A 23,020-nucleotide genomic window follows, 5' to 3' on the forward strand; every position below is an offset into this window, starting at 1 on the left:
GGCGCGAATAGACAACCGGCCGGCCCAAGCTCCCTTGGACGTCGAGCCCAGACGGACGCCTATGAACCCGAATTTTCTTGATTTCGAACAGCCGATCGCCGACCTGCAAGCCAAGATCGAAGAGTTGCGCTTGGTCGGTAATGACAATTCGCTGAATATCGGCGATGAGATTTCCCGCCTGCAGGACAAGAGCAACACCCTGACCGAGGACATCTTCGGCAAGCTCACCAGTTGGCAGATCGCACGTCTGGCGCGGCACCCGCGTCGCCCGTACACCCTGGACTACATCCAGCACATCTTCACCGAGTTCGACGAGCTGCATGGCGATCGCCACTTCTCTGACGACGCCGCCATCGTAGGCGGCGTTGCTCGCCTGGACGAGCAGCCGGTGATGATCATCGGGCACCAGAAAGGCCGTGAAGTACGCGAGAAGGTCCGCCGCAACTTCGGCATGCCGCGTCCGGAAGGCTACCGCAAGGCCTGCCGCCTGATGGAGATGGCCGAGCGCTTCAAGATGCCGATCCTGACCTTCATCGACACACCCGGCGCCTATCCGGGCATCGATGCTGAAGAGCGCAACCAGAGCGAGGCCATTGCCTGGAACCTGCGGGTCATGGCGCGCCTTAAGACCCCGATCATCGCCACCGTGATTGGTGAGGGTGGTTCCGGCGGTGCCTTGGCCATCGGTGTCTGTGACCAGTTGAACATGCTGCAGTACTCCACTTACGCGGTGATCTCGCCGGAAGGCTGCGCCTCGATCCTGTGGAAAACCTCGGAAAAGGCTGCCGATGCCGCCGAAGCCATGGGCATTACCGCCGAGCGCCTCAAAGGCCTGGGTATTGTCGACAAGGTCATCGGCGAGCCATTGGGCGGTGCCCATCGGGATCCGGCTGCCGCGGCGGCCTCGATCCGTGCCGAGCTCAGCACGCAGTTGGCCATGCTCAAGGAAATGGACAACGACACCTTGCTGGCCCGTCGCTATGACCGCCTGATGAGCTACGGTCTCTGATCGAGCACTGCCTCCCCTTGTAGGGGCACGCTCGTTCGCGACCCAGGCGCCGCCATCGATTCGATGGCGGCGTTGTTGCTTATGCGGGCAAGCAGTACGCCACCCGGCCGCTCCTACAGGTCTTGAACACGTCATGAACGCTCTCTCCGCCAAACTACTGCAAAGCCTCGCGCCCTGGCGCGACTCCAGGAGTTGGCGCGTGGCTTTCTCCGGTGGCCTGGATTCCACCGTCCTGTTGCATTTGCTCGCCGATCTGGCGCAGCACCATCGCCTTCCTCCACTTGCGGCTGTGCATATCCATCATGGGCTTCAGGCTGCGGCCGACGCCTGGCCGGAGCATTGTCAGGCCTTCTGTGATGCGCTGGGGGTGCCGCTGCAGGTGCTTCGCGTCCAGGTGCCAGCCGGTGCCAGCCTGGAGCGCGCCGCCCGCGAGGCACGCTATGGCGCTTTCGCACGGCTCACGGCGAGCAGTGAAGTGCTGCTGACGGCGCAGCATCGTGACGACCAGGCGGAAACGCTGCTGTTCCGCCTGCTGCGCGGTGCCGGAGTCAGGGGCTTGTCGGCAATGCCGTCAGCGCGGCCGTTGGGCGACGGGCACCTGCTGCGACCCTTGCTTGATGTGTCACGTGCCGAACTGCAGTGCTACGCCGCGGAGCATCAGTTGAGCTGGGTCGAAGACCCATCCAACGCCGATCATCAGTATTCGCGCAATTACCTGCGCCACCAGGTCATGCCGGCGATTACCGCGCGCTGGCCCCAGGCGGCACTCAGCATGAGCCGCAGCGCCGCGCACTTGAATGAAGCCCAGGGCCTGCTCGATGAGCTGGCGATCATGGACCTGGATGCAGCCCGCGGTGCTAGCGTCTGGCCCTGGCTGGATCTGCCCTCACTGGCCCTGGCACCTTTGCAGTCTTTGTCGGGCGCGCGCCAACGCAATGCCTTGAGCCATTGGTTGAGCCGGTTTGGCCGTCTGCCGGATACCGATCACTGGCGCGGCTGGGACAGCCTGCGAGATGCGGGTGCCGAAGGGCGACCGGTGTGGCGTTTGGCCGATGGCGAGTTGCATCGTGCGGCAGGGCGAGTCTGGTGGCTGTCCGGCAGCTGGCTGCAACCGGTCGACGGACGGTTGCAGTGGCTCGATCCGCAAAAGCCCTTGCTTCTGCCGGGCAACGGTCAGGTGTCGTTCCCTGGGCCAGTGCCGACCGGATCGCTGCATATCCGCTATCGCCAGGGGGGCGAGATCATGCACCTGGCCGGCCGCGGCCATCGGGACTTGAAGCGTCTGCTCAATGAAAGCGGGCTGCCGGGTTTCGTCCGTGGCAGATTGCCGCTGCTGTATCAGGACGACCGCTTGCTCGCGGTGGCGAACCTGCCGGCACTTGCGACAAACCCCCAGGGTGGCTGGCCATTGCAATGGCTGCCACCAACCAGCGATCAAGGTTTGAGCTGAAAGGGGCTTTCCGGTAGACTACGCTCCCTTCTTGATACAACTTCTGTGGATTCGCCTGAATTGCAGGAGTTGCCGATTACCAAGCAGTCTTTGCTGGGCGATTCCAAAAAATGTGTAGCGAGCAACCTACCGGTGTTTTTGCATCCGGTCTGTCACCACGCGGCGGTTTTTTTGAAAGGTGCACTGTGATTAATGCAGGTGATCGGGGGCTTCGGCCTTCCTTCGCTTTCCCCGGCGGCACTGACCGCTTTAACGCAGACTTCTAGGGTTTTTCATGACGCGCTACATATTCGTCACGGGCGGTGTTGTTTCTTCATTGGGGAAAGGCATTGCCTCGGCTTCATTGGCGGCCATCCTGGAGGCGCGGGGGCTTAAGGTCACCATGCTCAAGCTGGACCCGTACATCAACGTCGACCCGGGCACCATGAGCCCGTTCCAGCACGGTGAAGTGTTCGTCACCCACGACGGCGCCGAGACCGACCTGGACCTGGGCCACTACGAGCGGTTCATCCGCACGACCATGACCCAGAACAACAACTTCACCACCGGCCGCGTGTACGAGCACGTGCTGCGCAAGGAGCGCCGTGGTGATTATCTGGGTGCCACCATCCAGGTGATTCCGCACATCACCGACGAGATCAAGCGTCGCATCATCAAGGGCGCCGGCGATGCCGACGTGGCCCTGGTGGAAATCGGCGGTACTGTGGGTGACATCGAGTCGCAACCGTTCCTCGAAGCCATCCGTCAACTGCGTGTGGAAGTCGGTTCCAAGCGCGCGATGCTGATGCACCTGACGCTGGTTCCGTACATCGCCACCGCTGGCGAGACCAAGACCAAGCCGACCCAGCACTCGGTAAAAGAGCTGCGTTCGATCGGCTTGCAGCCGGATGTGCTGATCTGCCGCTCCGACCATCCGGTGGATGTGTCGTCGCGCCGCAAGATCGCGCTGTTCACCAACGTTGAAGAGCGTGCGGTGATCTCCCTGGAAGACGTCGACACCATCTACAAGATCCCGGCTGTACTGCACGCCCAGGGCCTGGACGATTTCGTCGTCGAGCGTTTCGGCCTGCAGTGCAACGGTGCAGACCTGTCCGAGTGGGAAAAAGTGGTGGACGCCAAGCTCAACCCAGAGCACGAAGTCACCATCGCCATGGTCGGCAAGTACATGGAACTGCTGGACGCCTACAAGTCGCTGATCGAAGCGATGAGTCATGCCGGCATTACCAACCGTACCAAGGTCAACCTGCGCTACATCGATTCCGAAGACATCGAGAACCAGGGCACCGCGCTGCTGGAAGGCGTCGACGCGATCCTGGTTCCAGGCGGTTTCGGCCTGCGTGGCGTGGAAGGCAAGATCACCGCGGTGCAATACGCTCGCGAGAACAAGGTGCCGTACCTGGGTATCTGCCTGGGCATGCAAGTGGCGGTCATCGAGTTCGCCCGTAATGTCATGGGCTGGAAAGACGCCAACTCCACCGAGTTCGATCGCACCAGCGGCCATCCAGTCGTCGGCCTGATCACCGAGTGGGAAGACGCCACCGGTGCCGTTGAAGTGCGTACCGAAGCTTCCGACCTGGGCGGCACCATGCGTCTGGGTGCTCAGGAATGCTTGCTGGAAGCGGGCTCCAAGGTCCACGATTGCTACGCCAAGGACGTGATCATCGAGCGTCACCGTCACCGCTACGAAGTGAACAACAAGCTGCTGCCGCAACTGATCGAGGCTGGCCTGAAGATCTCCGGTCGCTCGGGTGACGGCGCGCTGGTTGAAGTGGTCGAGGCCCAGGATCATCCATGGTTCGTCGCTTGCCAGTTCCACCCCGAGTTCACCTCGACTCCCCGTGACGGCCACCCACTGTTCAGCGGTTTCGTCAAAGCAGCATTGGCTCAACACCAGAAGAAGGCGTGACCCTGATGGCGCAGAAGATCATCCGCGTAGGCAACATCGAGATCGCCAACGACAAGCCGATGGTGCTGTTCGGCGGCATGAATGTGCTGGAAAGCCGCGACATGGCGATGCAGGTCTGTGAAGAATACGTGCGGGTCACCGAGAAGCTCGGTATCCCCTACGTGTTCAAGGCCAGTTTCGACAAGGCCAACCGTTCGTCGGTGACCTCCTACCGTGGCCCGGGCCTGGAAGAAGGCATGCGGATTTTCGAAGACGTGAAGCAGGCCTTTGGCGTGCCGATCATCACTGACGTCCACGAGCCGGCCCAGGCTGCCGTGGTCGCCGAAGTCTGCGACATCATCCAGCTGCCGGCCTTCCTTTCGCGGCAGACCGACCTGGTGGTGGCCATGGCCAAGACCGGCGCGGTGATCAACATCAAGAAAGCCCAGTTCCTCGCACCCCAGGAAATGAAACACATCCTGAGCAAGTGCGAAGAGGCGGGCAACGATCAGTTGATCCTCTGCGAGCGCGGTTCCAGCTTCGGCTACAACAACCTGGTCGTGGACATGCTCGGCTTCGGCATCATGAAGCAGTTCGAATACCCGGTGTTCTTCGATGTGACCCACGCCCTGCAGATGCCGGGTGGTCGCGCCGACTCCGCTGGCGGTCGCCGGGCCCAGGTCACCGACCTGGCCAAGGCCGGCATGAGCCAGTCTCTTGCCGGGCTGTTCCTCGAAGCCCATCCGGATCCGGACAACGCCAAGTGCGACGGTCCTTGCGCCCTGCGCCTGGACAAGCTCGAGCCGTTCCTGGCCCAGCTCAAGGCCCTGGACGAGCTGGTCAAGAGTTTTCCGACGGTAGAAACCGCGTAAAACCGATTTCTCCGGTAAAGTACCGCACGATTATTGCTCAGGCCCCCGGGCCTGAGCCTTATCGTCTGCAAGACTGCCCGCTTTCCCCGCCTTGCCGACGGTAAAAGATTTCCTACAGCTGCGTCGTTTTCGTCAACTTTGGAGTGTTTACAACAATGGCAAAAATCGTCGACATCAAAGGTCGTGAAGTTCTCGACTCCCGTGGCAACCCCACTGTCGAAGCGGACGTGCTTCTCGACAACGGCATCATCGGCAGTGCATGCGCGCCGTCCGGTGCTTCCACCGGCTCGCGCGAAGCGCTGGAGCTGCGTGATGGCGACAAGAGCCGTTACCTGGGCAAGGGCGTGCTCAAGGCGGTAGCCAACATCAACGGTCCGATCCGCGACCTGCTGCTGGGTAAGGACCCGATCGATCAGAAGGCCCTGGATCAGGCCATGATCAAGCTCGACGGTACCGAGAACAAGGCCACCCTGGGCGCCAACGCGATCCTCGCCGTGTCCCTGGCTGCTGCCAAGGCCGCCGCTCAGGACCAGGACCTGCCGCTGTACGCCCACATCGCCAACCTCAATGGCACTCCGGGCGTCTACTCGATGCCGGTACCGATGATGAACATCATCAACGGTGGCGAGCACGCCGATAACAACGTCGACATCCAGGAGTTCATGGTGCAGCCGGTTGGCGCCAAGTCCTTCTCGGAAGGCCTGCGCATGGGCACCGAAATCTTCCATCACCTCAAAGCCGTGCTGAAGGCCCGTGGCCTGAACACCGCAGTGGGTGACGAAGGCGGTTTTGCACCGAACCTGGCTTCCAACGAAGACGCTCTGAAAGTGATCTCCGAAGCCGTGGCCAACGCCGGTTACACCCTGGGCACCGACGTGACCCTGGCCCTGGACTGCGCTGCAAGCGAATTCTATGAAGATGGCAAGTACAACCTGTCCGGCGAAGGCCAGGTGTTCACCGCCGAAGGTTTCGCCGAGTACCTCAAAGGCCTGACCCAGCGCTACCCGATCATCTCCATCGAAGACGGCCTGGACGAGTCCGACTGGGCCGGCTGGAAAATCCTTACCGACAAGATCGGCGAGAAGGTTCAACTGGTCGGCGACGACCTGTTCGTGACCAACACCAAGATCCTGAAAGAAGGCATCGACAAGAAGATCGCCAACTCGATCCTGATCAAGTTCAACCAGATCGGCACCCTGACCGAAACCCTGGAAGCCATCCAGATGGCCAAGGCTGCCGGCTACACTGCGGTGATCTCCCACCGTTCCGGTGAAACCGAAGATTCGACCATCGCCGACCTGGCCGTGGGTACCTCGGCTGGCCAGATCAAGACCGGCTCCCTGTGCCGTTCCGACCGCGTTTCCAAGTACAACCAATTGCTGCGTATCGAAGAGCAATTGAACGGCAAGGCCAAGTACAACGGTCGCGGTGAGTTTCGCGGCTAAGCAGTAGATGGTAAAAAGACACCGGATTGTGTCGGGAAAATCGCTACAGCGAGTTTTTTGCCACTAATCTGATGCCTTAAGAGCACAAGCCTGGGTCTTCCAGGCTTCGTGCTATCAGTAGGTCCGAAGTTGTTGGCATGGCTGTCTTTTTTCACTGGATACCCGATATTCGATGCGCAGTCCCAATTGGTTGTTCCTGGTCTTGCTCTTGCTGCTGGCTGGCTTGCAGTACCGCCTGTGGGTGGGGAACGGCAGCTTGGCCCAGGTTGCTGACCTGACTCAGCAGATTGCCGACCAGCACGCTGAAAACGAGCGTTTGCTGGAACGAAATCGCGTACTCGATGCGGAAGTCATGGAGCTGAAAAAAGGCATGGAGACCGTGGAAGAACGGGCTCGCCATGAGTTGGGTATGGTCAAGGAGGGTGAAACCCTCTACCAGTTGGCCCAATGAGCGACGTATTGCCGGCCTTCTGGGCCGTGATTCCTGCCGCGGGCGTTGGTGCCCGCATGGCCGCGGACCGCCCCAAGCAGTACCTGCAACTGGGTGGGCGCACAATTCTTGAACACAGCCTGGGCTGCTTTCTCGACCACCCCGGCCTCAAGGGGCTGGTGGTCAGCCTGGCGGTTGATGATCCTTACTGGCCGGCCCTGGCTTGCGCCCATGATTCGCGGATCCAGCGGGTCGAAGGTGGTGCTGAGCGTTCCGGCTCGGTGCTCAATGCCTTGCTCCATCTGCACGCCCAGGGCGCTGCCGATGACGACTGGGTGCTGGTTCACGATGCCGCCCGGCCCAATCTTTCCCGGGATGACCTGGACAAACTGCTGGGTGAGTTGGTGGATGACCCTGTGGGAGGGCTGCTCGCAGTTCCGGCCCGGGACACCCTGAAACGTGTGGACAAGCACGGTCGAGTGCTGGAAACCGTTGACCGCAGTTTGATCTGGCAAGCCTACACACCGCAGATGTTCCGCCTCGGTGCCCTGCATCGGGCCCTGGCCGACAGCCTGGTAGCCGATGTGGCGATTACCGATGAAGCTTCGGCGATGGAATGGGCCGGCCAGGCGCCGCGCCTGATCGAAGGCCGCTCGGATAACCTCAAGGTCACCCGTCCCGAAGACCTGGAATGGTTGCGCCAGCGCTGGTCCAACCGCCGCTGACTGCTGGCTTGCGCTGCACCTTGTAGCTGCTGGTGCAGGCTGCGAACGACTCGGAAGGAGGCGCCGCTCTTGAGGCCCTGAAGGCCCTGCGGGCCTTGTCACCGCCTGCGGCAGCAGCTACAGGTCGCGGTATTCCGGGCGCTGCGCCAGCCCTTGTTTCAGATAATCCACCAGCTTGCGCACTTTCGGTGACAGGTGCCGTTGCTGCGGGTACAGCGCCCAGACTGCGGTGTTTGGCGGTTGGTGAGCTTCCAGCAAGGAAATCAGCGTACCGTTCTGCAGGTGCTTCAGGACGTAGTAGTCCGGCAACTGGCACAGCCCCACCCCTTGCAAGGCCGCATCCAGCACCGCCTGCCCGCTGTTGCAGCGCCAATTACCCTGCACCCGTTGCGAAAATTCGCGCCCATCCAGTTCCAATTGCCAGATATCCGAGCTGCCGATCAGGCAGTTGTGCCGGCTCAACTCCGACAGGCTGTGCGGGCGTCCATAACGTTCCAGGTAGGAGGGCGAGGCGCATAGGTACATGCGGCGTGGGGCCAGGCGAGTGGCGACCAGGCGCGAGTCCTGCAGGCGCCCAAGGCGAATCGCCAGGTCCAGCCCTTCATGCACCAGGTCCAGGGGGCGGTTGCTGAGCTCTATATCCACCCGCAACTGCGGATAAAGGCTCATGAACCGGGTAACCAGCGGCACGATAAAGCGCTCGCCGTAGGCCACTGCACAGGTCATGCGCAGCATGCCCTTGGGCTCGCTGGTCAGGTCGCCTACGGCCCGAAGGGCCTCCTCGCGACCATCCTGCAGACGTTGGCAATGCTGGAGAAAGGTCTGCCCGGCCTCGGTCAGGGTCACCCGGCGGGTACTGCGATACAGCAGGCGAGTCTGCAAGCGCTCCTCAAGCCGTGCCACCTGACGGCTGATATGGGACGAAGAGACCCCCAGGCGCTCGGCGGCAGCGGTGAACTGGCTGCATTCGGCGACCGCGACAAATTCGTCGATACCTTCCCAACGGTTGTCATTCATTGATTGTCCCCATACAGCAATAATGTTTTGCTTTTGCCTGGATTATTCATCGCATTGCGCTGTTTTACACTCTGTGCCTCGTTTTTATTCGCTGGAGAGTCAGGATGATCAAGTCACGTGCTGCCGTAGCCTTCGAGGCCAAGAAGCCGCTGGAAATCGTCGAAGTGGATGTCGCCATGCCCAAGGCGGGCGAGGTGCTGCTGCGGGTCGTCGCCTCCGGCGTCTGCCACACCGACGCCTACACGCTGTCTGGTGCCGACCCTGAAGGCATCTTCCCGGCGATCCTCGGCCACGAAGGCGGTGCGGTGGTGGAGGCGGTGGGCGAGGGCGTGACCTCGGTGGCTGTGGGTGACCATGTGATCCCGCTGTACACCCCGGAATGCGGCAAGTGCAAATTCTGTCTGTCGGGCAAGACCAACCTCTGTCAGGCCATTCGCGCCACCCAGGGCAAGGGCCTGATGCCTGATGGCACCACGCGTTTTTCCTACAAGGGTCAGCCGATTTTCCACTACATGGGTACCTCGACCTTTTCCGAGTACACCGTGCTCCCGGAAATCTCCGTGGCCAAGATTCCCAAGGAAGCCCCGCTGGAAAAGGTCTGCCTGCTGGGGTGCGGCGTGACCACCGGGATCGGAGCGGTGATCAACACCGCCAAGGTCAAGGCCGGTGACACCGTGGCCATCTTCGGCCTGGGCGGCATTGGCCTGTCGGCGGTCATCGGTGCGGTCAAGGCCAAGGCCGGGCGTATCATCGCCATCGATATCAACCCGGCCAAGTTCGAGATCGCCAAGCAACTGGGCGCCACCGACTGCGTCAATCCGAAGGATTTCGACCGTCCGATTCAGGAGGTCATTGTCGACATGACTGATGGCGGCGTGGATTTCTCTTTCGAGTGCATCGGCAATGTGCAACTGATGCGTGCGGCCCTGGAGTGCTGCCACAAGGGCTGGGGCGAATCGGTAATCATCGGCGTGGCCGGTGCCGGCCAGGAAATCTCCACCCGTCCCTTCCAACTGGTGACCGGCCGGGTATGGCGCGGCTCAGCCTTTGGTGGCGTGCGCGGGCGCAGCGAGCTGCCAAGCTACGTGGAAATGTCCCAGACCGGCGAGATCCCCCTGGATACCTTCATCACCCACACCATGGGCCTGGAAGATATCAACAAGGCGTTCGACCTGATGCACGAAGGCAAGAGCATTCGCTCCGTCATTCACTTCTAACAGCAGCGGCAGGCGGCAAGCCACAGGCGCCAAGCGGGAGTTCCGCTTGCGGCCCATGGCTTGCGGCGTGCCGCTGGAGGTCTGCCATGAGTCTGGAAAACCTTTCCTGCCAGAAAAGCTTCGGCGGCTGGCATAAACGCTACAAGCATCATTCCCGGGTGCTGGGCTGTGACATGGTGTTCGCCGTGTATTTGCCGCCCCAGGCCGAACAGGGCGGCAAGCTGCCGGTGCTTTACTGGTTGTCCGGCCTGACCTGTACCGACGAGAACTTCATGCACAAGGCCGGGGCTCAACGCATGGCTGCCGAGCTGGGCTTGATCATCGTCGCTCCGGATACCAGCCCGCGTGGCCCCGGCGTGCCCGGTGACCCGGACGGTGCCTGGGATTTCGGTCTGGGTGCCGGGTTCTACCTGAACGCGACGCAGGAGCCCTGGGCCCAGCATTACCGGATGCACGATTATGTGGTGAACGAGCTGCCGGAGCTGGTGGAGGCGCATTTTCCCGCTTCGCACAAGCGTGGGATCAGCGGGCACTCCATGGGCGGTCACGGGGCATTGGTGTGCGCGCTGCGTAATCCGGGGCGCTATCAGTCGGTTTCGGCCTTCGCTCCCATCAGCAACCCGATGGATTGCCCCTGGGGGCAGAAGGCGTTTTCCCGTTACCTGGGGGAGGAACGCTCACGCTGGCGCGAGTGGGATGCCAGCGTGCTGATCGCCGAAGCCACCGAGAAGCTGCCGTTGCTGGTGGATCAGGGGGATCGTGACGATTTCCTCGCCGGCCAGCTCAAGCCTGAAGTGCTGCAGCAAGCGGCAAAGAATGCCGGGCATGAGCTGACGTTGCGGATGCAGCCGGGGTACGACCACAGCTACTTCTTTATCGCCAGTTTCATAGACGACCACTTGCAGCACCATGCACGTGCTCTTAACGCCTAATACCTGCCAAAGCAGGTAGAATCACGCCCTGACTTTTTCGGGGCGTTTTTTTATGCGTATTGGCCACGGCTACGATGTGCACCGTTTCGCTGAGGGCGACTTCATCACGTTGGGGGGGGTGCGTATTGCCCACCATTTCGGGCTGCTCGCGCACTCCGATGGTGATGTGCTGTTACACGCACTCAGTGATGCCCTTCTGGGCGCTGCCGCGCTGGGTGATATCGGCAAGCACTTTCCGGACACCGACCCGCAGTTCAAGGGCGCCGACAGCCGTGTCCTGCTGCGTCATGTTGTCGCGCTGATTCATGCCAAGGGCTGGAAGATCGGCAACGTCGACAACACCATCGTCGCCCAGGCACCGAAAATGGCACCTCACATTGAAACCATGCGGGCCTTGATTGCCGAGGACCTGCAGGTCGAGCTGGACCAGGTGAACGTGAAGGCAACCACCACCGAAAAACTCGGCTTTGTCGGCCGCGAGGAAGGCATCGCCGTGCATTCCGTGGCCTTGTTGCAACGCCCATGAATGAACTGCAATTGTTGGGCCCGCGGGCCTATGGCGATGCCCTGGGCAGCGCCGTACTCAAGGCCACTGCCGAAGACTTCCAGGTTGATGAAGTACTCGATATCCCGCTGAGCGGGGAAGGCGAGCATCTGTGGCTGTGGGTGGAAAAACGCGGCTTGAACACCGAGGAAGCGGCGCGGCGGATCGCCAAGGCGGCGGGGGTGTCGTTGCGCACTGTCAGCTATGCCGGGCTCAAGGATCGCCAGGCGCTGACCCGCCAGTGGTTCAGTGTGCAACTGCCGGGCAAGGCCGATCCGGATCTTGGCGCAGCGGAAAATCACACTCTGAAGATCCTCGAGGCCACCCGCCACAAGCGCAAATTGCAGCGTGGGGCCCATGCCGCCAATGGCTTTACCCTGCGTCTGACAGAGCTCAAGGCGGATCAGGCAGCCATCGACGAGCGCCTGAAGAGGATTGCCGCTCAAGGTATTCCCAACTATTTCGGCGCCCAGCGCTTCGGCTACGACGGTGGCAACCTGACGGACGCCCGTAGCTGGGCTGCCCGCCAGGCGCTGCCGGAGCAGCGCAATGTGCGTTCGCGCCTGTTGTCCACCGCCCGCAGCTACCTGTTCAACCAGGCGCTGGCAGCGCGAGTGGCGGACGGCACTTGGCAGCAGGCGCAAGTGGGCGACTTGCTGGCATTTACCGACAGCCGCAGCTTTTTCATGGCCGGCCCGGATGAATGCACGGATCCGCGCCTGGCAATTCTTGACTTGCATCCCACAGGCCCGTTGTGGGGCGAAGGCGAGTCTCCGGCGGGTGGTGCGGTTCATGAACTTGAACAGCAGATGGCCGACCGCGAGGCGGCACTGTGCGAATGGCTGATAAAAGCCGGCATGAGCCACGAACGACGCATCCTGCGGCTGCCCATTGGCGGTTTGACGTGGCATTATCCCGAGCCTGATATTCTGCAACTGGAATTCGTCCTCCCGGCCGGATGTTTCGCCACCGCCTTGGTGCGTGAACTCGTCGATCTGGTGCCGGTGGGGCAGACGGACAGCTCATGCGCATTCTGATTTCTAACGATGATGGGGTAACTGCACCCGGTATCGCGGCGTTGCACGCTGCGCTGGCGGATTACGCCGAGTGCGTGGTTATCGCTCCGGATCAAGACAAAAGCGGCGCCAGCAGCTCGCTGACGCTCGACCGTCCGTTGCATCCGCACACCCTTGGCAACGGCTTTATCAGCATCAATGGCACCCCCACCGACTGTGTTCACCTGGGGCTCAACGGCCTGCTGGAGCATGACCCGGACATGGTGGTGTCGGGCATCAACCTGGGGGCCAACCTCGGTGATGACGTGCTGTACTCCGGGACGGTCGCCGCTGCATTGGAAGGGCGCTTCCTGCAACGCCCTGCGATCGCCTTTTCGCTGGTCTCGCGCCAGGTGGAGAACCTTGCCACCGCAGCCTATTTCGCGCGCAAGCTGGTGCAAGCCCAGGGCTTGCTGGATTTACCACCACGGACGGTGTTGAACGTGAATATTCCCAACCTGCCGCTTGATCATATTCGGGGCATCCAGTTGACCCGCCTGGGCCATCGCGCCCGTGCTGCGGCACCGATGAAGGTGGTCGACCCCCGCGGCAAGGCGGGTTACTGGATCGCTGCCGCCGGCGACGCCGAGGACGGCGGGCCCGGTACCGACTTTCATGCAGTGATGCAGGGCTACGTGTCTGTCACGCCGCTGCAGCTGGATCGCACCTTCAATGACGCGTTCAGGAGTCTGGATGGCTGGTTGGAGGGGCTGCGCTGATGGCTCGCGAGCAAGACGATCTGCTGCGGCGGGGAATCGGCATGACTTCCCAGCGTACCCGCGAACGCCTGATCCAGCGCCTGTATGACGAGGGGTTGTCCAACCCTCAGGTACTGGAAGTGATTCGGCGCACACCGCGGCATCTGTTTGTCGATGAGGCCCTGGCCCATCGTGCCTATGAAGACACGGCGCTGCCGATCGGCCACAACCAGACCATCTCCCAGCCTTATATGGTGGCCCGCATGAGTGAGCTGCTGCTGGCGGCCGGGCCGCTGGACAAGGTACTGGAGATCGGTACCGGCTCGGGCTACCAGACGGCGGTGTTGTCGCAGCTGGTGGAGCGGGTGTTTTCGGTGGAGCGGATCAAGGTCCTGCAAGACCGGGCCAAGGAGCGCCTGCAGGAATTGAACCTGCGCAACGTCGTGTTTCGCTGGGGCGACGGCTGGGAAGGCTGGCCGGCGCTGGCGCCCTATAACGGCATCATCGTCACTGCCGTCGCCACCGATATCCCCCAGGCCCTGCTCGATCAACTCGCGCCTGGCGGGCGCCTGGTGATTCCGGTGGGGGCAGGGGAGGTGCAGCAGTTGATGCTGATCATCCGTGAAGAACAGGGCTTTGCCCGGCACGTCCTGGGGGCGGTGCGTTTTGTGCCGTTGCTCAATGGTCCCCTGGCCTGAAGGCATTTATCAGGCTGGGGTGAATTCTGTCTGGCGGGCTGTGTCTTAGTGCCGTATCGATCGTCAATGAGTGATACGACGGTCAGAGGCAGGTTCTTGCGGCTGTCCTTGTGCTGGGCCAGCGGTAAAGCGCCTGTGTCCAGTTATACTTGCGTCACTTCACGCCTGAGTCAGGCAATCTATATCGTCAACCACCACAAAGGGAGCGGCGGGTGAGTCTCACAGTCATTGCGCAGCGTATAGGTACAACAAGCTTTCAGCGACTGATGATTGGCCTTGCCTTGAGTTCCTTGTTGGTCGGTTGCTCCAGCACCAAATCCAGCAGCGTGGGGGTGGTCGAGCGCAGTAACACTGTTGCGCCGCAGCGCCCTACGGTGACCACCGGGCAGTACGCGGTGCGTCGCGGAGACACCTTGTTTTCCATTGCCTTCCGCTATGGCTGGGACTACAAGGCGCTGGCCGCTCGCAACAACATCGCCGAGCCTTACACCATCCATCCCGGGCAGGTCATTCGCTTTGACGGCCGCACTGGCACTACGCCGGCGACGGTTGTTACCAGCACCCAGTCCAGTGCCTCTTCCTCCAGCAAGACCACGGTCATTCGTCGCCCGGCAGGCACCACGACAACGCCTGCAACTGCCACCACCACCAACCCAGCGAGTAAGCCGGCGCCTGCTCCGGCTACCCCCGCGGGCCCCGCTCCTACGGGTTGGGGATGGCCTTCGAACGGTGTTCTCATTGGAAAATTTTCTTCAAACGGTAGTTTGAATAAAGGCATTGATATCGCCGGAGATTTGGGACAGCCTGTTTTAGCTGCGTCTGATGGGACGGTGGTTTACGCCGGGAGTGGCTTAAGGGGCTACGGCGAATTAGTCATCATCAAACACAACGAAACCTACGTCAGTGCTTACGGCCACAACCGCAAGCTATTGGTTCGGGAGGGACAGCAGGTCAAAGTCGGACAGACAATTGCCGAGATGGGATCAACTGGTACAGACCGGGTGAAACTGCACTTTGAGATTCGCCGACAAGGTAAACCTGTAGATCCGCTGCAATTCCTGCCACGTCGTTGATCCGTTACCAGCCTGTTCCGCTCACGTAGAGGGAACAGGCTCCAGCGTTGCCAGGGATAAAGGCGCCGCTTGAGCCTGAGGTCGAACTCACCAAAGGACTATAACAATGGCTCTCAGTAAAGAAGTGCCGGAGTTTGACATCGACGATGAGGTTCTCCTTATGGAGAGCAGCATCGATATGGATTCGATGTCGAATAATGAGGGGGCAACTCCACCTTCCGTTCGCACCAAATCCAAAAGCTCCGCTTCATTAAAGCAACACAAATACATTGATTACACGCGTGCACTCGATGCGACGCAGCTGTACCTCAATGAAATCGGTTTTTCTCCATTGCTCTCCCCCGAAGAGGAAGTGCACTTTGCGCGGTTGTCGCAAAGTGGTGATCCGGCCGGGCGCAAGCGCATGATTGAAAGCAACTTGCGGCTGGTGGTGAAAATCGCCCGGCGCTATGTCAATCGTGGCCTGTCGCTGCTGGACCTGATCGAAGAGGGCAACCTCGGGCTGATCCGAGCGGTGGAGAAGTTCGATCCGGAACGCGGCTTCCGCTTCTCGACCTATGCCACCTGGTGGATTCGTCAGACCATCGAGCGGGCCATCATGAATCAGACCCGGACCATCCGGTTGCCGATCCATGTGGTCAAAGAACTCAACGTCTACTTGCGCGCCGCCCGTGAGTTGACGCAAAAACTCGATCATGAACCCTCCCCCGAAGAAATCGCCAACCTGCTGGAGAAGCCGGTGGCCGAAGTCAAACGCATGCTCGGCCTGAACGAGCGGGTTTCTTCGGTTGATGTCTCCCTGGGCCCGGATTCGGACAAGACCCTGCTGGATACCCTGACCGACGACCGTCCGACAGATCCTTGTGAGCTGTTGCAGGACGACGATCTGTCACAAAGTATCGATCAGTGGCTTTCCGAATTGACCGAGAAGCAGCGCGAAGTGGTGGTGCGACGCTTCGGTCTGCGTGGACACGAGAGCAGCACCCTTGAAGATGTGGGCCTGGAGATCGGTCTGACCCGTGAACGGGTTCGGCAGATCCAGGTTGAAGGGCTCAAGCGCCTTCGGGAAATTCTCGAGAAGAATGGATTGTCCAGTGAGTCGCTGTTTCAGTAGCCACTGGATCGATTCACAAGAGCCCCGATCGACTCGGGGCTTTTTATTGCACGCAGCTTGTGGTTTTGAATGGGCTATTGCCAGAGAAGTTGGCTTAACTCTCAACCATCATGTAAGCCAAAGATTACTTTTTCGTACGCATTCGGTTCTCGGCTACTTCTGCGTTGTCTAGTTTTGCGTAGGCTGTTTTTTATATTGTTGATTTATCTAATATTTTTTATGAGTGGCTATGAGTTTCGACAAAGTTTCACACGAATAGTGCGATTGCTCTTGCCGGGGAACTCTCTAATATCAGCCCTGTGTCGACGGATAGACACAGCCATCAAGGACGATGGTCAGGACATCGCAGGAAGCGATTCATCAGGACGATGAAAAGGAACACAGGGACTAGGGAAAAATGTGGGCGGGTCATACCGCCCCTTTTTTTCGTCTGTCGAAAAGTCCCGCCGGCATTTCCTTGCCCCAGAAACGCAAAAAGGCCCGCAAGGGGCCTTTTGGGAACGCGGGGGGAATCAGCGTTCGAGATCCTTGATCTTGCCTTTGACGCCATCCCACTCTTCGGCATCCGGCAACGGATCTTTCTTTTCAGTGATATTCGGCCAGATCTCTGCCAGCTCGACGTTCAACTGAATGAATTCTTGCATCTCTTCCGGGACTTCATCCTCGGAGAAAATCGCTACAGCGGGGCATTCAGGCTCACACAGTGCGCAATCAATGCACTCATCCGGGTGAATCACCAGGAAGTTCGGGCCTTCGTAAAAGCAGTCCACCGGACAGACTTCTACGCAGTCGGTGTACTTGCACTTGATGCAGTTGTCGGTGACGACGAAGGTCATTTCTAATTCTCTCCTCAGGCGGCGGCAGCGGAGCCCCTACATGACGGGGTCGCCAGGTTTGGGAGCGATAGTCTGCGCAACCAGGCTAATAGTCCGCAGCATCCCAAACCGCGCGAGATTCTAACAGCTTGAAGGCGTTCGCGTTAGATGCGTGTCTTCAATGTATAGAGCATTTCCAGCGCTCGGCGTGGCGTCATGTCATCCAGATCCAGCTTGGCCAGGTCGTCGAGCACCGGGTGCGGCAGGCTGGCGAACATGTCGCTTTGTTGCGGAACCGAGGGTTTGCCCGGTGCTTGAGGCGCCACTTCATGGGGCAAGCTGGTGGTTTCCAGGCGGCTCAAGTGCTCCCGGGCGCGGGTGATGACTGCGCTGGGAACCCCGGCCAGCTGGGCTACCGCCAGCCCATAGCTCTGGCTGGCTGGGCCTGGAAGGACATGGTGCAGGAACACAATGCGCTCATTGTGCTCGGTGGCATTGAGGTGCACGTTGGCCACCAGCGGCTCGCTTTCCGGCAGTACCGTCAGTTCGAAATAGTGGGTGGCGAACAGGGTATAGGCGCGCAGGTGGGCGAGACGTTCTGCCGCAGCCCAGGCCAGGGAAAGTCCGTCAAAGGTGCTGGTACCGCGTCCCACTTCGTCCATCAGCACCAGGCTGCGTTCCGTTGCGTTGTGCAGGATGTTCGCGGTTTCGCTCATTTCCACCATGAAGGTCGAACGGCCGCCGGCCAGGTCGTCGCTGGAGCCGATACGGGTGAAGATCCGGTCCACCAGGGACAGCTCGCAGCTCGCCGCCGGGACGAAGCTGCCGATATGGGCCAGCAGCACGATCAGGGCCGTCTGGCGCATATAGGTGGATTTACCGCCCATGTTCGGACCGGTGATCACCAGCATCCGCGTGTTGTCGTCCAGGCTCAGGTCGTTGGCCACGAACGGCGTGGTCAACACTTGCTCCACCACCGGGTGACGACCCTGGGTGATGCGCATGCAAGGTTCGCTGACAAAACGTGGGCAGTTGAGGTCCAGGTTCAAGGCGCGCTCGGCCAGGTTGCTCAACACGTCCAGTTCAGCCAGGGCACCAGCGGTATCCTGCAACGGCGGCAAATGGCTGATCAGGGTTTCCAGCAGCGCGTCGTAGAGCATCTTCTCCCGGGCCAGGGCACGGCTCTTGGCCGATAACGCCTTGTCTTCGAACTCCTTGAGTTCCGGAGTGATGAAGCGCTCGGCGCCTTTCAATGTCTGGCGGCGAATGTAGTCCGCCGGGGCCTGTTCGGCTTGCTTGCTTGGCAGCTCGATGAAATAGCCATGGATACGGTTGTAGCCGACCTTGAGGTTGGCCAGGCCGGTACGGGCTTTCTCGCGGGCTTCCAGGTCAATCAGGAACTGTCCGGCGTTCTCGCTCAGCGACTGCAGCTCGTCGAGCTCGGCGTCGTAGCCGGTCTTGAGTACACCGCCGTCACGGATCACCGCCGGCGGATTGTCGATGATGGCCTTGGCCAGCAGAGCGGCCAGTTCCGGGTAGGTGCTGGTGGTGGCGGCCAGCTGATTGAGGTGAGTGGCCTCCAGTTCGGTCATGGCTTCTTGCAGCTCCGGCAGTGCAGCCAGAGCATCACGTAGACGGGCCAAGTCCCGCGGACGGGCATTGCGCAGGCCGATCCTCGCCAGAATCCGCTCGATATCGCCGATTTCCTTCAACTGCGGTTGCAACCGTTCGAAACGGTAGCCGTCCAGCAGGCAAGTAATAGAGGATTGGCGCGCTTCCAGGACCTTGAGGTCGCGCAGCGGGCGGTTCAGCCAGCGGGTCAGCAAACGGCTGCCCATGGCGGTCTGGCAGCGATCGACCACCGATTGCAGGGTGTTGTCGCGCCCGCCCGCCAGGTTGGTGTCCAGTTCCAGGTTGCGACGGCTGGCACCGTCCAGCACCACGGTGTCATCCAGGCGCTCATGACGCAGGCTGCGCAGGTGGGGCAGGGCGGTACGCTGGGTTTCCTTGGCATAGCTGAGCAGGCAACCGGCGGCGCCGATGGCCAGGGTCAGGGTTTCGCAGCCAAAGCCCTTGAGGTCCTGGGTAGAGAACTGCTGGCAGAGGCTCTTGTGCGCCGAGTCCCGCTCGAAATCCCAGGGGGCACGGCGTCGCACACCGCGGCGTTTTTCCGCCGGCAGGCCTTGTGGCCAGTCATCGGGGATCAAAAGCTCCACTGGGTTGATGCGTTCCAACTCGGCCAGCAAATTCTCCCAGCCTTTGATTTCCAGGACGCTGAAGTTGCCGCTGGTGATGTCCAGCACCGCCAGGCCGAATAGACGCTCGTCGCCCAGCACGGAGGCGATCAGGTTGTCGCGGCGCTCATCCAGCAGAGCCTCGTCACTCACGGTGCCTGGCGTGATGATACGCACCACCTGGCGTTCCACCGGGCCCTTGCTGGTCGCCGGGTCCCCCACCTGTTCGCAGATCACCACCGACTCGCCGAGCTTTACCAGCTTGGCCAGGTAGCCCTCGGCGGCGTGGTAGGGAATACCGCACATGGGAATCGCCTGGCCGGCCGACTGCCCGCGCGCCGTCAGGGTAATGTCCAGCAGCTTGGCGGCCTTCTTCGCGTCTTCATAGAAGATCTCGTAGAAGTCGCCCATGCGGTAGAACATCAACTGATCAGGGTGCTGGTTCTTGAGGCGCCAGTACTGCTGCATCATCGGCGTGTGGGAGGACAGATCGGAGGTATTTTTACTCATCGGTATTCAGGCGGATTCGTTGAATGGGTGAAGCAAAGGAGCGCTGGGCTCGGCTTTTTGCAGATGGCGGCAAGGTTACCATGGGTGCCCCGGCCTCGCAGGCACCAAGGCGCTCCTGTGGTTGTCCGGTAAATGCATTACATATATGCAAATCAGCATTTGTCATTGCGCAAAAGATCAAGCAATATGCGTTCTATGCAAATACGCAACGTTTCTACTGTCTTAAGAGAGCTGCTGGATCGTGACGGAATCTCCCCCACGGAGCTTCACCGTCGCACCGGTGTGCCTCAATCCACCCTCTCGCGGATTCTCAGCGGGAAGATCGTCGATCCTTCGGATAAGCACATCTCGCGGATCGCCGAATACTTCCAGGTGAGCACCGACCAGTTGCGTGGGCGCGTGGATATCGCGCCTGCCCGGGCTGCTGCGCCCCGTGACGAGATTCATTCGGAACTCAAGGACATAAGCCTGTGGGACGACGATACCCCTGTCGATGACGACGAGGTGTCGGTTCCCTTTCTGCGCGAGGTTGAATTGGCTGCTGGATCAGGAAGATTCGTCATCGAGGAAAGCGAACGCGCCAGCCTGCGCTTCGGCAAGCGCAGCCTGCGGCACAACGGCGTGCAGTTCGACCAGGCCAAGTGCGTCACGGTGCGTGGCAACAGCATGTTGCCGGTGCTGCGGGACGGCGCCACGGTGGGCGTCAATGCCGGCAAATGCGCAATTGGCGACATCGTTGATGGCGACCTCTACGCGATCAACCACAACGGCCAATTGCGGGTGAAGCAGCTGTATCGCCTACCTACAGGGATCCGCCTGCGCAGCTTCAACCGCGATGAACATCCGGATGAGGACTACAGCTTCCAGGAGATCCAGGAAGAGCAGATCAGCATCCTCGGTCACGTCTTCTGGTGGGGCATGTACGCCCGCTAAGCCAGCCCTCTTGAACAAAGCCCGCCCTTGAGCGGGCTTTTTTTTGCCCGCGAAAAATCCCCAGCCCTTTGTTTATGCGCCTTCCATGCATTTCAGCAAATCTTGCGCATAAATAAATGCATTTACGCATTGACTGCATATGCATGAATGCATAATATGAGCCTCAAGCCGCGCAACAGCGGCTGCAAAGACGCTCTTTAGTGGCAAAGCAAAGGCAGCGATGAACCGGCCTCGACGGTTCAGAGGGTTGGCAACTGGCCCGGGTGTGCAGCGTAAAGCACCAGAAGCAGTTATCCGGCGGACAGGGTCGCGGTCGGAGGAACAATTTGAATGGGTCCGTACCGCACCAGTAGTGCCGAAAGACCAAGGTTTGCATTACTGAAAAGCCCGGGCGACCGGGCTTTTTGGAATGCCTGCCTAACGTGGGCCACCAACAGACAGGGACCCTTTGAAACATCGTTATCAGCCTTCTATCAACCGGCCATTTCGCTGGCCCCAATCCGCACGGGAGACGTGAATGACAAACGAGCAACAAGCGTTGCTGGACATGCCGATCTGGCTGGTCATCGTCCTGGCCCTGGTCGGTGGCGTTTCCGGCGAAATGTGGCGCGCCGACAAGGAGGGCGCCCGTGGCTGGTCGCTGCTGCGGCGCCTGGCGCTGCGCTCCGGGGCCTGCGTGGTCTGTGGGGTCTCGGCGATCATGCTGCTGTATGCCGCCGGCGTGTCGATCTGGACCGCCTGCGCCTTCGGTTGCCTGACCGCCATGGCCGGCGCCGACGTCGCCATCGGCCTTTATGAGCGCTGGGCGGCCAAGCGCATCGGGGTATGCGAACCGCCTTCGCGGGATTCCCATTCGGACCAGCCTTGACTCACCGGGCGGCTACCGCCCTCAACACGGTCGAGCGCCCCGGGCTTTCGCCGCCGGGGCCGCTTCGGCCTGATTCTGGAAGCAGACAATGAGCGTACTGACGCAGCTACCCGAGGCCATCACGTCCACGATCAAGACGGCCATGCCGCATCTGCACAAGGTCGAGGCATTTCCCGAGACCGTTGATGGCTCCGCCGAGACAGCGATCTACTTTGCAATCACCGGCATGGACCCGGGAGCTGATCCGGGCGACGGCCGTAGTTGCCTGCGGGCGACCTTCGAGGCCCGGGTGCGGGTTGACCCGAGCCTTGCGCAAGCCTCCTTGCAGGCGGTTGTTCTGGCAGCGCAGCTCATGGACCTGCTGCGTTGCCAGTACTGGAATCTTGATTCTGTCGATAGTGCGAAGGCGGTGTGGGCCAAACCAGCCGGCACGGCCGTGGATTCGGCGCCGAAAACCGAGTGGACCGTGCAATGGCAGCAGTCCATCTACCTGGGCCAGGAACAATGGCCCTGGCCCGATCAACCCCCGGGAACACTGGTATTGGGTTTCAGTCCCGACACCGGCCCCGGTCACGAGGGGCACTATCAGGCGCCGGAGCAGATGTCGTGAATTACGTCACCGCAACTCACGACCGAATGCTTTCTGGCCTGATCCTGCCTTGCGCTGTAGTCGGCGTGGACCTTGCCGCGGGCAGACTGCGGGTATCCGATGGCGCGGGCTGGACCAGCGCCTGGGTTCGCTGGCACAGCCAGGCCGCCGGCAAGGCCCGGCACTGGCGGGCGCCGAGCCTGGGGGAGCAGGGCGTACTGATCAGCCCCAGTGGCGAGCCGGCGCAGGGCACCTTCGTTCCCGGCCTGTATGGCGATGCCGGTGCCCAGCCGGATAACCGCGAGCACGTCGAGGTCTGGCGCTTCGATGATGGCGGCTCGCTGGTCTACGACTGGCAGGCCAAGAGCTACAGCATCTCCCTGCCCAGCGGCACGGTGACGATTCAGGTCGGCACCAGTTCGGTCGTGGTGACGGACAGCAGCATTACCGGCAACGCCGACAGCATCACCCTGACGGGGGCAATCACCTTGAATGGCGAGGTGCAAATCAACGGTGCGAGCTTGAAGCACAACGGGGTGAATGTCGGCTCGACCCACATCCATCCGGGCGTGATGCCCGGCCCCGGAGCAACCGCTCCACCGCAGTGACGCCTTGGCGATCAACGCCGGCCACCCAACCTACAACGCCGATAAACCCGATCAATCCGCCGAATGCGGATTTTTTGTACCCGGAGAAAAGCATGGCAATCCCGAAAAAAAAGCCCGGCCGCACGGCCACCAGTGGCACTGCGGTCTTTCGCGACACCCTCTACACCTCGCGCCTTCTGATCCTGGCGGACGGCCGCGCAATGTCGGTGGCCCAGGGCGAGGTATCGGTACCGGTCAGCGACACCCTCGCCCGAGGCTACCTGGAGCAGCACCCGGACTTTCAGTTGCAGGAGTAACAC

General features: G+C 60.9%; 23 protein-coding genes. 20 read left to right on the top strand and 3 right to left on the bottom strand.

Annotated features, from left to right (window positions below; all coding sequences use genetic code 11):
- Positions 1–61 precede the first annotated feature (61 nt).
- From BM382_RS14320 to ispD, 7 genes are all read left to right on the top strand, one after another.
- The gene (locus tag BM382_RS14320) at positions 62–1,009 is read left to right on the top strand and encodes an acetyl-CoA carboxylase carboxyltransferase subunit alpha (RefSeq protein WP_011059539.1); all 948 of its coding nucleotides are present in this window, start codon (positions 62–64) and stop codon (positions 1,007–1,009) included.
- Positions 1,010–1,142: 133 nt separating this feature from the next.
- Positions 1,143–2,459 (top strand): tRNA lysidine(34) synthetase TilS, encoded by a 1,317-nt coding sequence (tilS, locus tag BM382_RS14325; protein WP_072443131.1) that lies wholly within the window; start codon positions 1,143–1,145, stop codon positions 2,457–2,459.
- A gap of 274 nt (positions 2,460–2,733) precedes the next feature.
- Positions 2,734–4,365: a CTP synthase gene (locus tag BM382_RS14330; RefSeq protein WP_011059541.1), complete on the top strand. Its 1,632-nt coding sequence runs from the start codon at positions 2,734–2,736 to the stop codon at positions 4,363–4,365.
- Between the two features lie 5 nt (positions 4,366–4,370).
- Positions 4,371–5,216, top strand: a complete 846-nt coding sequence (gene kdsA / locus BM382_RS14335; protein ID WP_011059542.1) for a 3-deoxy-8-phosphooctulonate synthase — start codon at positions 4,371–4,373, stop codon at positions 5,214–5,216.
- Positions 5,217–5,371: 155 nt separating this feature from the next.
- The gene (eno, locus tag BM382_RS14340; protein WP_011059543.1) at positions 5,372–6,661 is read left to right on the top strand and encodes a phosphopyruvate hydratase; all 1,290 of its coding nucleotides are present in this window, start codon (positions 5,372–5,374) and stop codon (positions 6,659–6,661) included.
- A 172-nt stretch (positions 6,662–6,833) separates the two neighbouring features.
- Positions 6,834–7,112 (top strand): cell division protein FtsB, encoded by a 279-nt coding sequence (gene ftsB / locus BM382_RS14345; protein ID WP_011059544.1) that lies wholly within the window; start codon positions 6,834–6,836, stop codon positions 7,110–7,112.
- Positions 7,109–7,816 carry a 2-C-methyl-D-erythritol 4-phosphate cytidylyltransferase gene (gene ispD, locus BM382_RS14350; protein WP_019093200.1) on the top strand — a complete coding sequence of 236 codons (708 nt, stop codon included), beginning with the start codon at positions 7,109–7,111 and terminating at the stop codon, positions 7,814–7,816. The genes ftsB and ispD overlap by 4 nt, the downstream gene beginning before the upstream one ends.
- A gap of 117 nt (positions 7,817–7,933) precedes the next feature.
- On the opposite strand, the gene BM382_RS14355 is transcribed toward ispD, so the two are convergent.
- Positions 7,934–8,833 (bottom strand): LysR substrate-binding domain-containing protein, encoded by a 900-nt coding sequence (locus tag BM382_RS14355; RefSeq protein WP_072443133.1) that lies wholly within the window; start codon positions 8,831–8,833, stop codon positions 7,934–7,936.
- Between the two features lie 104 nt (positions 8,834–8,937).
- Between BM382_RS14355 and BM382_RS14360 the strand changes: the two genes are divergently transcribed.
- The 8 genes from BM382_RS14360 to rpoS all read left to right on the top strand — a co-directional run bounded on the left by BM382_RS14360 (position 8,938) and on the right by rpoS (position 16,164).
- Positions 8,938–10,050, top strand: coding sequence for an S-(hydroxymethyl)glutathione dehydrogenase/class III alcohol dehydrogenase (locus tag BM382_RS14360; protein ID WP_011059547.1), 1,113 nt, complete (start codon positions 8,938–8,940; stop codon positions 10,048–10,050).
- Positions 10,051–10,136: 86 nt separating this feature from the next.
- Positions 10,137–10,982 (top strand): S-formylglutathione hydrolase, encoded by an 846-nt coding sequence (gene fghA, locus BM382_RS14365; RefSeq protein WP_041116226.1) that lies wholly within the window; start codon positions 10,137–10,139, stop codon positions 10,980–10,982.
- A 52-nt stretch (positions 10,983–11,034) separates the two neighbouring features.
- On the top strand, positions 11,035–11,508 hold the full coding sequence (ispF, locus tag BM382_RS14370; RefSeq protein WP_011059549.1) for a 2-C-methyl-D-erythritol 2,4-cyclodiphosphate synthase: 474 nt from the start codon (positions 11,035–11,037) through the stop codon (positions 11,506–11,508).
- Positions 11,505–12,563 carry a tRNA pseudouridine(13) synthase TruD gene (gene truD / locus BM382_RS14375; RefSeq protein WP_072443135.1) on the top strand — a complete coding sequence of 353 codons (1,059 nt, stop codon included), beginning with the start codon at positions 11,505–11,507 and terminating at the stop codon, positions 12,561–12,563. Before ispF ends, truD begins: the two co-directional genes overlap by 4 nt.
- Entirely contained in the window at positions 12,551–13,300 is a 750-nt protein-coding gene (gene surE / locus BM382_RS14380; protein WP_011059551.1) for a 5'/3'-nucleotidase SurE, read from the top strand. Before truD ends, surE begins: the two co-directional genes overlap by 13 nt.
- A gap of 41 nt (positions 13,301–13,341) precedes the next feature.
- The gene (locus BM382_RS14385) at positions 13,342–13,977 is read left to right on the top strand and encodes a protein-L-isoaspartate(D-aspartate) O-methyltransferase (RefSeq protein ID WP_169892832.1); all 636 of its coding nucleotides are present in this window, start codon (positions 13,342–13,344) and stop codon (positions 13,975–13,977) included.
- Between the two features lie 212 nt (positions 13,978–14,189).
- Complete coding sequence (locus BM382_RS14390) at positions 14,190–15,050, top strand: peptidoglycan DD-metalloendopeptidase family protein (RefSeq protein ID WP_011059553.1); 861 nt, start codon at positions 14,190–14,192, stop codon at positions 15,048–15,050.
- A gap of 106 nt (positions 15,051–15,156) precedes the next feature.
- On the top strand, positions 15,157–16,164 hold the full coding sequence (rpoS, locus tag BM382_RS14395; protein ID WP_011059554.1) for an RNA polymerase sigma factor RpoS: 1,008 nt from the start codon (positions 15,157–15,159) through the stop codon (positions 16,162–16,164).
- 512 nt (positions 16,165–16,676) lie between these two features.
- Here the strand turns inward: rpoS and fdxA are convergent.
- Both fdxA and mutS read right to left on the bottom strand, forming a co-directional pair.
- Complete coding sequence (gene fdxA, locus BM382_RS14400; RefSeq protein ID WP_011059555.1) at positions 16,677–17,000, bottom strand: ferredoxin FdxA; 324 nt, start codon at positions 16,998–17,000, stop codon at positions 16,677–16,679.
- A gap of 143 nt (positions 17,001–17,143) precedes the next feature.
- A complete protein-coding gene (gene mutS / locus BM382_RS14405) occupies positions 17,144–19,723 on the bottom strand; it encodes a DNA mismatch repair protein MutS (protein ID WP_072443137.1) in 2,580 nt (859 codons plus the stop codon).
- A gap of 186 nt (positions 19,724–19,909) precedes the next feature.
- Here mutS and BM382_RS14410 point away from each other — a divergent pair, with 186 nt between their 5' ends.
- From BM382_RS14410 to BM382_RS14430, 5 genes are all read left to right on the top strand, one after another.
- The gene (locus tag BM382_RS14410) at positions 19,910–20,656 is read left to right on the top strand and encodes a LexA family transcriptional regulator (RefSeq protein WP_019093195.1); all 747 of its coding nucleotides are present in this window, start codon (positions 19,910–19,912) and stop codon (positions 20,654–20,656) included.
- Between the two features lie 517 nt (positions 20,657–21,173).
- A complete protein-coding gene (locus BM382_RS14415; protein WP_011059558.1) occupies positions 21,174–21,524 on the top strand; it encodes a phage holin family protein in 351 nt (116 codons plus the stop codon).
- Positions 21,525–21,612: 88 nt separating this feature from the next.
- A complete protein-coding gene (locus BM382_RS14420; RefSeq protein ID WP_041751978.1) occupies positions 21,613–22,134 on the top strand; it encodes a hypothetical protein in 522 nt (173 codons plus the stop codon).
- A complete protein-coding gene (locus BM382_RS14425) occupies positions 22,131–22,721 on the top strand; it encodes a phage baseplate assembly protein V (RefSeq protein WP_072443139.1) in 591 nt (196 codons plus the stop codon). The genes BM382_RS14420 and BM382_RS14425 overlap by 4 nt, the downstream gene beginning before the upstream one ends.
- A gap of 92 nt (positions 22,722–22,813) precedes the next feature.
- Positions 22,814–23,017, top strand: coding sequence for a hypothetical protein (locus BM382_RS14430; protein WP_072443141.1), 204 nt, complete (start codon positions 22,814–22,816; stop codon positions 23,015–23,017).
- Positions 23,018–23,020: the final 3 nt, after the last annotated feature.

It is taken from the genome of Pseudomonas sp. NFPP25 (assembly GCF_900116505.1).
GTDB lineage: Bacteria > Pseudomonadota > Gammaproteobacteria > Pseudomonadales > Pseudomonadaceae > Aquipseudomonas > Aquipseudomonas protegens.

What these genes read in the sequence shown, in the direction of transcription:
- BM382_RS14320 (WP_011059539.1), top strand. Translation starts at nt 62, where the DNA reads ATGAACCCGAATTTTCTTGATTTCGAACAGCCGATCGCCGACCTGCAA.
- tilS (WP_072443131.1), top strand. Translation starts at nt 1,143, where the DNA reads ATGAACGCTCTCTCCGCCAAACTACTGCAAAGCCTCGCGCCCTGGCGC.
- BM382_RS14330 (WP_011059541.1), top strand. Translation starts at nt 2,734, where the DNA reads ATGACGCGCTACATATTCGTCACGGGCGGTGTTGTTTCTTCATTGGGG.
- kdsA (WP_011059542.1), top strand. Translation starts at nt 4,371, where the DNA reads ATGGCGCAGAAGATCATCCGCGTAGGCAACATCGAGATCGCCAACGAC.
- eno (WP_011059543.1), top strand. Translation starts at nt 5,372, where the DNA reads ATGGCAAAAATCGTCGACATCAAAGGTCGTGAAGTTCTCGACTCCCGT.
- ftsB (WP_011059544.1), top strand. Translation starts at nt 6,834, where the DNA reads ATGCGCAGTCCCAATTGGTTGTTCCTGGTCTTGCTCTTGCTGCTGGCT.
- ispD (WP_019093200.1), top strand. Translation starts at nt 7,109, where the DNA reads ATGAGCGACGTATTGCCGGCCTTCTGGGCCGTGATTCCTGCCGCGGGC.
- BM382_RS14355 (WP_072443133.1), bottom strand. Translation starts at nt 8,833, where the DNA reads ATGAATGACAACCGTTGGGAAGGTATCGACGAATTTGTCGCGGTCGCC.
- BM382_RS14360 (WP_011059547.1), top strand. Translation starts at nt 8,938, where the DNA reads ATGATCAAGTCACGTGCTGCCGTAGCCTTCGAGGCCAAGAAGCCGCTG.
- fghA (WP_041116226.1), top strand. Translation starts at nt 10,137, where the DNA reads ATGAGTCTGGAAAACCTTTCCTGCCAGAAAAGCTTCGGCGGCTGGCAT.
- ispF (WP_011059549.1), top strand. Translation starts at nt 11,035, where the DNA reads ATGCGTATTGGCCACGGCTACGATGTGCACCGTTTCGCTGAGGGCGAC.
- truD (WP_072443135.1), top strand. Translation starts at nt 11,505, where the DNA reads ATGAATGAACTGCAATTGTTGGGCCCGCGGGCCTATGGCGATGCCCTG.
- surE (WP_011059551.1), top strand. Translation starts at nt 12,551, where the DNA reads ATGCGCATTCTGATTTCTAACGATGATGGGGTAACTGCACCCGGTATC.
- BM382_RS14385 (WP_169892832.1), top strand. Translation starts at nt 13,342, where the DNA reads ATGACTTCCCAGCGTACCCGCGAACGCCTGATCCAGCGCCTGTATGAC.
- rpoS (WP_011059554.1), top strand. Translation starts at nt 15,157, where the DNA reads ATGGCTCTCAGTAAAGAAGTGCCGGAGTTTGACATCGACGATGAGGTT.
- fdxA (WP_011059555.1), bottom strand. Translation starts at nt 17,000, where the DNA reads ATGACCTTCGTCGTCACCGACAACTGCATCAAGTGCAAGTACACCGAC.
- mutS (WP_072443137.1), bottom strand. Translation starts at nt 19,723, where the DNA reads ATGAGTAAAAATACCTCCGATCTGTCCTCCCACACGCCGATGATGCAG.
- BM382_RS14410 (WP_019093195.1), top strand. Translation starts at nt 19,910, where the DNA reads ATGCGTTCTATGCAAATACGCAACGTTTCTACTGTCTTAAGAGAGCTG.
- BM382_RS14415 (WP_011059558.1), top strand. Translation starts at nt 21,174, where the DNA reads ATGACAAACGAGCAACAAGCGTTGCTGGACATGCCGATCTGGCTGGTC.
- BM382_RS14420 (WP_041751978.1), top strand. Translation starts at nt 21,613, where the DNA reads ATGAGCGTACTGACGCAGCTACCCGAGGCCATCACGTCCACGATCAAG.
- BM382_RS14430 (WP_072443141.1), top strand. Translation starts at nt 22,814, where the DNA reads ATGGCAATCCCGAAAAAAAAGCCCGGCCGCACGGCCACCAGTGGCACT.